The following is an 8496-nucleotide window of genomic DNA, read 5'->3' on the forward strand; positions in this document are numbered from 1 at the left end:
CCTATCGATCCGCTCGGGCTCAGGCCCAGGCCCAGGCCGCGCTACCGAGAATAATGCTCATCCTCGAAATGCTATTACGTGCGGGACAGGCCAGCCGAACCCGTCTTTTTCAACAGCCACGACCGTTTTCCGCACACGACAAGCCGATAGAAACGGGAATCCCCCACTCGTTGTTACGAAGGAGCGGGTTAGCTGCTATGGCACCGTTCGATGCACCGACTATCCGCCCTGTTCCTCTGTCTCATGCTCGCGCTGTCGCTTGGGCTGGGATCGGTTGCGCATGCGACCGAGGGCGTTGCGTGCGTCGATGGCACCGAGGCCAGCTCGCTCGAACATAGCGACGGTGACGCTGACCAGGTGCAGGGAGACGCTGATAAGGCCTACCCGCATCATCATGGCGGCTGTCATGGGCACCATATCGGCATCCCGTTCATAGCCGATGCCGGCGCACCTGTAGGCAGGCTGCACATGGCGCCCCTGGCATGGAGCCATGACCCGATGGCGCCGGTGTCGTCCGACCCAGCACTACGGCCTCCACAAGCCTGACGAACGCCTAGCTCCGCCGGGACACCTCCCGTGTGGATTCTTGCCGTTCGTCAGGAGTATGTTTTCCATGCACCGTTTCATCGCGGCCTTTCTGGCCGTGGCGTCATGCGCGTCGATCGCGCAGGCGCAGTCATCAGCGCCACCATCGACCAATCCATCACTCACGCTTGAGCAGGCGCTGACCCTTGCCGGTGCGACCGCACCCAGCGTCGAGGCGGCGACAGCGGGCGTTCGCGCGGCGGAGGCAGGCCGAACTGTCGCAGGCTACCGTCCCAACCCTTCTGTTGTCGTGGAAACCGAGAACATCGCCGGCAGCGGTCAGTATCGCGGCGTCCGCAGCGCCGAGACGACCGCCGGCCTTGCCTTCCCGATCGAGTTGGGTGGCAAGCGTTCCGCGCGCATAGCTGTCGCCAATGCCGTGACCGACCGGGCGCGGATCGGCACGGCGCTGGCCGAGGCCGATCTTAGGCTCGCCGTGACCCAGCTCTACATTGAGGCGGCAGCGGCCGAGCGCCGGTTCGTGACGGCACGGGAGCAGGCCGCCATAGCCCGCGAGGCGCTACACGCAGCCGGTGTCAGGGTGCAGGCGGGACGCGCGTCGCCGCTGGAGCAGCAGCGGGCGGACGTGCTGCGCATCAACGCGGAAGCAACCGTTGAGCGAGCCCAGCGGCTCGCCGAGGTGTCGCGCGCCAATCTCGCACTGCGCATCGGGCAGCCCATAACCAGGTCGCTCGACCTTGCCTGGTACGATCGCGTGGAGGGCTATGGTCCGGCCCGGCCGATCGAGCCGGCCGGCACGCTCGCGCTGGCCGCGGCACGCGCGGACGTGACCACCGCCGAGGCGCAGGTGCGGCTCGCCCGCTCCCAGCGTGTCCCCGATGTGACGCTGAGCGCCAGTGCGCGTCGGCTTGAGGCCACCAACGACGTGGCTGCGGTGTTCGGTGTGTCGGTGCCCTTTCCGCTGTTCAACAACGGGAAGGCCGCCATCTCGCAGGCGCGCGCCCAGAGCGATCAGGCCCAGGCCCTGCGCCGGGCGGCCGAGCTGGACAGCGCACAGGCGATTGCCAGTGCTCAAGCCGAGGTAGCGAACGCCGCCACGACCGCGCGCAACGCGAGCGGCCCGGCGCTGGCCTCCGCAACGGAAGCCGCCCGTATCGCCCGGATCGGCTACCGCGAGGGTAAGTTCAGCCAACTCGACCTGCTCGATGCCGAGCGCACCCTTTCCGAGACGCGCACCGCCGCGATCGACGCGCTCGCCACCTATCATGACGCCAAGGCGCGCCTGGAACGGCTCGTCGCCGCGGCGCCCTCGTCCGAGGACAACGATCAATGAAGAAGAATATCATCATACGGGCGCTCGCGCCCGTAACCCTGGCCGCCCTCCTCGCCGGTTGTGGCGGAGGCAGCGGCAGCAGCGAGAAGGCTGGAGCAGAGAAGACCGAAGCGGCCGAAGGCGGCGAAGCCAGGCAAGGCCCGAAAGATATCGTCACTCTCTCCGCGCAGCAGATCGCCGATGCCGGCATCGAGGTGACGCGCCCGACCGTGGGCGGGGTTGCCGGTGCGATCGAACTGTCGGCGACGATCGAGGGCGATCCCCAGGGCGTGCAGGTCGTGTCGGCTGCCGTGAGTGGCCGGCTCGTATCCCTGAACCGCAATCTCGGTCAGTCGGTTGGCCGTGGCGACCCGCTCGCCATCATCGAGAGCCGGGAAGCGGCCTCGCTCAAGGCCGAGGTGGAGGCCGCCCGCGCCCGCGCCGCGCTCGCGCAATCCAACCTGCGGCGCGAACAGCGCCTGTTCGCCGAGCGCGTGTCGCCCGAACAGGATCTGGTCGCCGCCCGAACTGCCGCCACGGAAGCCGGCATCGCCCTGCGCCTGGCGCAGCAGCAATTGTCGGCCACCGGAAGCGGGGGCGGTTCGCTCAATCGTATCGCGGTACGCTCGCCGATCGCCGGGCAGGTCATCGCGCGTTCGGCCACGCTTGGCCAGACGGTCGCGGCCGATGCCGAGCTGTTCCGCGTCGCGAACCTGTCTAAGGTGACGGTCACGACGTCGCTTGTTCCGTCCGATGCGGGTAGGGTCAGGCCCGGCACCCGCGTGGAGGTCACGGCTGCCGGTCGCCGTCAGGAGGGCCGCGTCACCTTCGTCTCGCCCGTTCTGGACGAAACCACCCGGTTGGTGCCGGTAATCGTCAGCCTCGACAATGCCGGCGCGACATGGCGCATCGGCGAGACGGTCAACGTATCGATCCTTGTTCCCGCGAGCGGCGACCGAACCGTCGCCGTGCCATCGGCCGCGGTTCAGATGATCGAGGACAAGCCGTTCGTCTTCGTGCGCACCCCGACCGGTTTCCGCGCCGTGTCAGTCACGCTTGGCAGAACCAATGGTGGTCAGGTCGTCGTAACGTCCGGAATCACCGGCTCGGAGCGGATCGCCTCCACCAACAGCTTCACGCTCAAGGCCGAACTCGGCAAGGGCGAAGGCAGGGACGAGGACTGAGCCATGATCGGTCGCATCGTCACCCTTTCCGTCGAGAAGCGCTGGCTTGTCCTGCTTCTCACGCTCGCCGCGGCGCTGATCGGGGCCGGCGCGCTGCGCCAGCTCCCGATCGACGCCGTTCCCGACATCACCAACAACCAGGTGCAGATCAACGTCGTCGCACCCGCCCTCTCGCCCGATCAGGTCGAGAAGCAAGTCGCGTTCACGGTCGAGACTGCGCTCGCCGGCATTTCCGGCCTTGAATATACCCGTTCGCTCAGCCGCAACGGCTTCGCCCAGGTCACGGCTGTCTTCACCGAAAAGACCGATATCTATTTCGCCCGCCAACAGGTCGCGGAACGGCTGCGCACGGCGGAAGAAGACCTGCCGGAAGGCGTGAACCCGGAGATGGGGCCGATCGCGACCGGGCTCGGCGACATCTTCATGTGGACGGTCGAGTATCGCGAGCTGGACCAGGTGAACCATCGCAACGGGGAGCCCGGCCTGCAACGCGACGGCAGCTACATCACCCCCGAAGGCGATCACCTCGTCAGCGCGGCCGACAAGGCAACCTACTTGCGCACGGTCCAGGACTGGATCGTCACGCCTCAGCTCAAGAGCACCGAAGGGCTGGCGGGAGTCGACTCCCTTGGTGGCTATACAAAGGAATATCTCGTCGTTCCCGACGTGCAGCGGATGGCGGCAATGCGCCTTACGCTCCAGGACCTAACCACAGCGCTGGAGCGCAACAACACCAGCGCAGGGGCCGGCGTCGTCAATCGCAACGGCGAGGGGCTGGCGGTGCGCGCCGATGGCCGCGTCCGCAATGCCGACGAGCTGGCCCGGACCGTCGTCGCAACCCGCGAGAGCGTGCCGATCCTGCTCAACCAGATCGCGACCGTCCGCACCGGTCAGGCGCTACGCATGGGATCGGCATCGGAGAACGGGCATGAGGTGGTGGTCGGCACGGCCGTCATGCGGATCGGCGAGAACAGCCGCACCGTTTCCTCCGGCGTTGCCGAGCGGCTGACGCAGATCGGCCGCTCGCTGCCGGTCGATGTCGTCGTTAAGCCCGTGCTCAACCGCACCGAGCTGGTGAACTCCACCATCTCGACGGTCGCCCGCAATCTCGCCGAAGGCGCGGTGCTGGTCATTGTCGTCCTGTTCGCGCTGCTCGGCAATTTCCGCGCCGCGCTGATCGCCGCCTTCGTGATTCCCATCACGATGCTGCTCACCAGCATCGGTATGTTGAAGGCTGGCGTGTCAGCCAACCTCATGAGCCTTGGTGCGCTCGACTTCGGCCTGATCGTGGATGGCGCGGTCATCATCGTGGAGAACGCCCTGCGTCGCCTCGCCGAGGCGCAGCATGGCCGTGAGGACGAGCTGAGCTTGCAGCAGCGGCTCGGCCTCGTCGCTGCGTCCGCCCGGGAGATGATCCGCCCTTCCGTCTATGGGCAGGCGATCATCATCCTCGTCTATGCGCCGCTGCTGACCTTCACCGGCACCGAGGGCAAGATGTTCGAGCCGATGGCGCTTACCGTCATCATCGCCCTCGTCTTTGCTTTTATCCTGTCGCTGACGTTCGTGCCGGCCGCGATCACCATCGGGCTCAGCAAGCGGGTCGAGGAGAAGGAGAGCCGGGCGGTCACGTTCCTTCGGCAACGCTACGAACCGGGCCTGGAAAAGGCGATGCGTCGCCCCAGCATCACTATCGGCGTTGCGATCGGCGCGCTGGCCGTCGCCGCGGCCGCCTTTACCACCTTGGGCCAGGAGTTCCTGCCCCAGCTCGATGAGGGCAACGTGCTTATCCAGGCGGTGCGCATCCCGGGCACGTCGGTCGATCAGAGCCAGGCCATGCAGTTCCAGGTAGAAAAGGCGCTCGCGAAGGCACCTGAGGTCCGCTTTGCCTTCTCGCGCACCGGCACGTCGGAGATCGCGTCCGACCCGATGCCGGCGAATGCCACGGACACGTTCGTCATCCTGAAGCCGAAGAAGGAATGGCCCGATCCTGGCCTCACCAAGGAGGAGCTGGTGGAGCGGCTGGAGAAGCGTCTCTCCTCGCTGCCCGGCAACGCCTATGAGATCACCCAACCCATCCAGATGCGGTTCAACGAGCTGATCGCGGGTGTGCGGGGCGACATCGCCATCAAGGTGTTCGGCGACGACTTCGGCGAGATGAACGCAACCGCCGAGCGCATCGCGGCCATTCTCCGCAAGACCCGGGGAGCGGCCGATGTGAGGGTCGAGCAGACCGAGGGCTTGCCGATGCTCGACATCCGCCCGAACCGCACCGCCATGTCGCGGGTCGGGGTCACGGCCGGGGACGTGCAGGATACGGTCGCCGCGGCGATCGGGGGCCGGCAGGCGGGCGTCATCTTTGAGGGCGACCGGCGCTTTCCCGTCGTGATCCGGATGGCCGAGAGCACGCGATCGGACCTGACGGCAGTCGGCCAGGTGCCGGTGCCGCTCGCCGGGGGTGGCTTTGTGCCGCTATCGACCGTGGCGGACATCGCCGTGGTGGATGGGCCGAACCAGATCAGCCGCGAGAACGGCAAGCGGCGTGTGGTGGTGCAGGCGAACGTCCGCGACCGCGACGTGGCGGGCGTGGTCGCCGATGCCCGCGAAGCGATCGACGCTCAGGTGAAGCTGCCGGCAGGCACCTATCTGGAATGGGGTGGCCAGTTCGAGAACCTGGCGTCGGCGCGGAACCGTCTCGCGCTCGTCGTGCCGATCTGCTTCGTCGTCATCATGCTGCTGCTCTATGGGGCGCTAGGCTCCGTGCGGGATGCGGCCATCGTCTTTACCGGCGTTCCGCTGGCGCTGGTCGGAGGCGTGCTTGCGTTGGTGCTGCGGGGAATGCCCTTCTCCATTTCCGCGGCAGTCGGCTTCATTGCCTTGTCCGGTATCGCCGTCCTCAACGGCCTCGTCATGGTGTCGTCCATCCATGACTTGATGCGCGCCGGCATGGATCGCGCGCTGGCGGCTCATCAGGGGGCATTGGCACGGCTCAGGCCGGTCGCGATGACGGCGCTGGTCGCCTCGCTCGGCTTCGTGCCGATGGCGCTGGGGCATGGCGCTGGAGCAGAGGTGCAGAAGCCGCTCGCAACCGTCGTCATCGGCGGGCTGATCTCCGCCACGCTGCTCACCTTGTTCGTCCTGCCGACGCTCTACGCCCGCTTCGGCCGGCGTGAGCTGCCTTCGTCGTCCAACGGACACATCGAACTGCCGCCACTCCCCGCTCCGGCTCACTGAAAGGCCAGATGATGCACGACCATGCCGCAGGCGGACACGCCCATGACCATACAGCCGGCGCCAACGCCCGGATGCTTGGATGGGCGCTGGCGCTCACCACCACCTACCTTGTCGCGGAGGTAGTCGGCGCCTTTGTCTTCAACAGCCTCGCGCTCCTCTCGGACGCGGCGCATATGCTCACCGACGTGGCAGCGCTGGTGATCGCGCTTCTGGCGATCCGGTTCGGCCAGAAGCCGGCCGACGACAAGCGGACGTTCGGCTACAAGCGGTTCGAGATACTGGCCGCCGCGTTCAACGCGCTGCTGCTGTTTGAGGTCGCAATCTATGTGTTGATCGAGGCGGTGCAGCGCTTGCGCGAGCCGGAGAGCGTGCAATCCACCGGCATGGTGATCGTCGCGGCGATCGGCCTGGCGGTGAACCTCATCTCCATGAAGCTGCTCATGTCCGGCAGGGATGCCAGCATGAACGTCAAGGGCGCCTATCTTGAGGTCTGGGCCGACATGATCGGTTCGGTGGGTGTGATCGCGGGCGCGCTCGCGATCCGGTTCACGGGCTGGACGTGGGTCGATCCGATCGTCGCTGTCGGAATTGGGCTTTGGGTGCTGCCCCGAACCTGGGTGCTGCTCCGTGACACGGCAAATGTGTTGCTGGAAGGCGTGCCGGGCGGGATCAAGCTGCCCGAGCTGCGCGCGAGCATCGCCGGCCTACCCGGCGTCGCCGGCGTCCATGACCTTCACGTCTGGTCAATGGCATCCGACGACATCAACTGCACCGCGCATGTCACTCTCGCGGATGGCGCCGATCCGGATGCAGTCCGGAAGACGGTCGCAGGCACGCTCGATAGCCGGTTCGGGATCGAGCATTGCACGATCCAGACCGAGGGCGCGGCGGACGCCTGCGAAGACCACCATCATCTTCACCCGTAAGCGAGGATGACCTTCAATCGTGGGCGGCGCTGGACGGAAGAGGCTGATGCCGAGCTTCGTCAGCGCGCAGCGGTCCGGCAGCCGGTCGGAACGATCGCCAGGAAGACAGGGCCGCCTCAGAATACGATCCGGCGCCGCGCTGTCATGCTGAGCTTGTTCTGCCCTCCTCAGCGCCCTTGGCATCAAACACCGAGACGCGATCCTCTCTCCAAAGGGTCTTGAGCATTTTTCAGAAAAGACCTTCTTTTGCCAACTGGGCAAGGCAGGCCTTACGAGGATCTTTCTCGTCGCCAGTTCAGGATGTTCGGTTCGTTTCAGGCTCGTCGGTCATTGGCTATCGTTCACGCCAAAGGGCGGCATGCGATTGGCGATGCGGCTGCGATCGATAAACTGATGCTTCAACGCTGCACCGACATGCAGGATCAGCAGACCGTAGGTCAGCCAGACCAACAGAATGTGCGCCTGCTCGAAGCTGCCGTGCGCCTCGCGCGGCAGACCCGGGATGAACGGCCATTGCAGCCCGCCGATCAACGGTGTGGTCGCGCTGGTCAGCGATGGCTTGCCGGTAGAGACGTACAGCCATCCGGTCAGCGGCAAGCCGATCAGGATAACGTAGAAAAGCGTGTGGTTGAGCTTGGCCAGAGCCGCTTCCCAGCGCGGCATGCCCGCCGGAAGAGGGGGTGGCGGGTTGGCGATGCGCCAGCCCAGTCGGGCGAGGCTCAGCAGCAGGATCGCGAAACCGAGCGTCTTGTGCCAATTGAACCACGCGGTGCGTAGATCACCACGGTCCATACCCGCGAATGTCCAGCCCACGTATACCTGGACCAGCACGAGAGCCGCGATGATCCAGTGGAAGGCAACGGCACCATTGTTGTAGCGCGCCATGCCGTTTCGCGTCTCTGCCATCGTCCGCATCTTCCTTATGCTGCCCCGGAAAGGTGCTGGAACAGGATCGATCCGCCGATTGCGACGAGTACGAAGCCGCCCAGGATGCCGGCATAGCGGCCAAGATACGGACCAACATGCCTGCCGAGGATCATGCCGCTCGTCGCAACCACCGTCGTGATCCCGCCGATAACCGCACACGCGATCCAAAGGTTCACATCCATGAGCGCGAGGGACACGCCCACCGCCGCGGCATCGATGCTTGTAGCGATCGCAGTTGTGGATCGGCGTGGAAAAGGGACCCCGGTAGCGGGGTGATCGGCGTCGAAAAAGGACCCCTCATCCCGGTGGTCTAGGCTGTTCGCTTGGCGGTGTGTCAGGCGGCGAGATCGGGATGCTGATATTGGATGCT

General features: G+C 66.0%; 7 protein-coding genes. 5 read left to right on the plus strand and 2 right to left on the minus strand.

Annotation, left to right across the window (positions count from 1 at the left end; translation table 11 throughout):
- Window positions 1–243: 243 nt before the first annotated feature.
- From MHZ35_RS17275 to MHZ35_RS17295, 5 genes are all read left to right on the plus strand, one after another.
- Window positions 244–546, plus strand: coding sequence for a hypothetical protein (locus tag MHZ35_RS17275; protein WP_239436765.1), 303 nt, complete (start codon window positions 244–246; stop codon window positions 544–546).
- Between the two features lie 67 nt (window positions 547–613).
- Window positions 614–1879, plus strand: coding sequence for a TolC family protein (locus tag MHZ35_RS17280; RefSeq protein WP_239436766.1), 1266 nt, complete (start codon window positions 614–616; stop codon window positions 1877–1879).
- Entirely contained in the window at window positions 1876–3042 is a 1167-nt protein-coding gene (locus MHZ35_RS17285) for an efflux RND transporter periplasmic adaptor subunit (protein WP_239436767.1), read from the plus strand. The genes MHZ35_RS17280 and MHZ35_RS17285 overlap by 4 nt, the downstream gene beginning before the upstream one ends.
- Window positions 3043–3045: 3 nt before the next feature.
- Window positions 3046–6273, plus strand: coding sequence for an efflux RND transporter permease subunit (locus MHZ35_RS17290; protein WP_239436768.1), 3228 nt, complete (start codon window positions 3046–3048; stop codon window positions 6271–6273).
- A gap of 8 nt (window positions 6274–6281) precedes the next feature.
- Window positions 6282–7199: a cation diffusion facilitator family transporter gene (locus tag MHZ35_RS17295; RefSeq protein WP_239436769.1), complete on the plus strand. Its 918-nt coding sequence runs from the start codon at window positions 6282–6284 to the stop codon at window positions 7197–7199.
- Window positions 7200–7526: 327 nt separating this feature from the next.
- Here the strand turns inward: MHZ35_RS17295 and MHZ35_RS17300 are convergent, their stop codons facing one another.
- Together MHZ35_RS17300 and MHZ35_RS18120 are read right to left on the minus strand one after the other, a co-directional pair.
- A complete protein-coding gene (locus tag MHZ35_RS17300; protein WP_239436770.1) occupies window positions 7527–8105 on the minus strand; it encodes a cytochrome b in 579 nt (192 codons plus the stop codon).
- Window positions 8106–8119: 14 nt separating this feature from the next.
- Window positions 8120–8488: a manganese efflux pump gene (locus MHZ35_RS18120; protein WP_342453546.1), complete on the minus strand. Its 369-nt coding sequence runs from the start codon at window positions 8486–8488 to the stop codon at window positions 8120–8122.
- Between the last annotated feature and the right edge of the window lie 8 nt (window positions 8489–8496).

The sequence above is a fragment of the Sphingomonas sp. ACRSK genome (genome assembly GCF_022346685.1).
GTDB classification, from domain to species: domain Bacteria; phylum Pseudomonadota; class Alphaproteobacteria; order Sphingomonadales; family Sphingomonadaceae; genus Sphingomonas; species Sphingomonas molluscorum.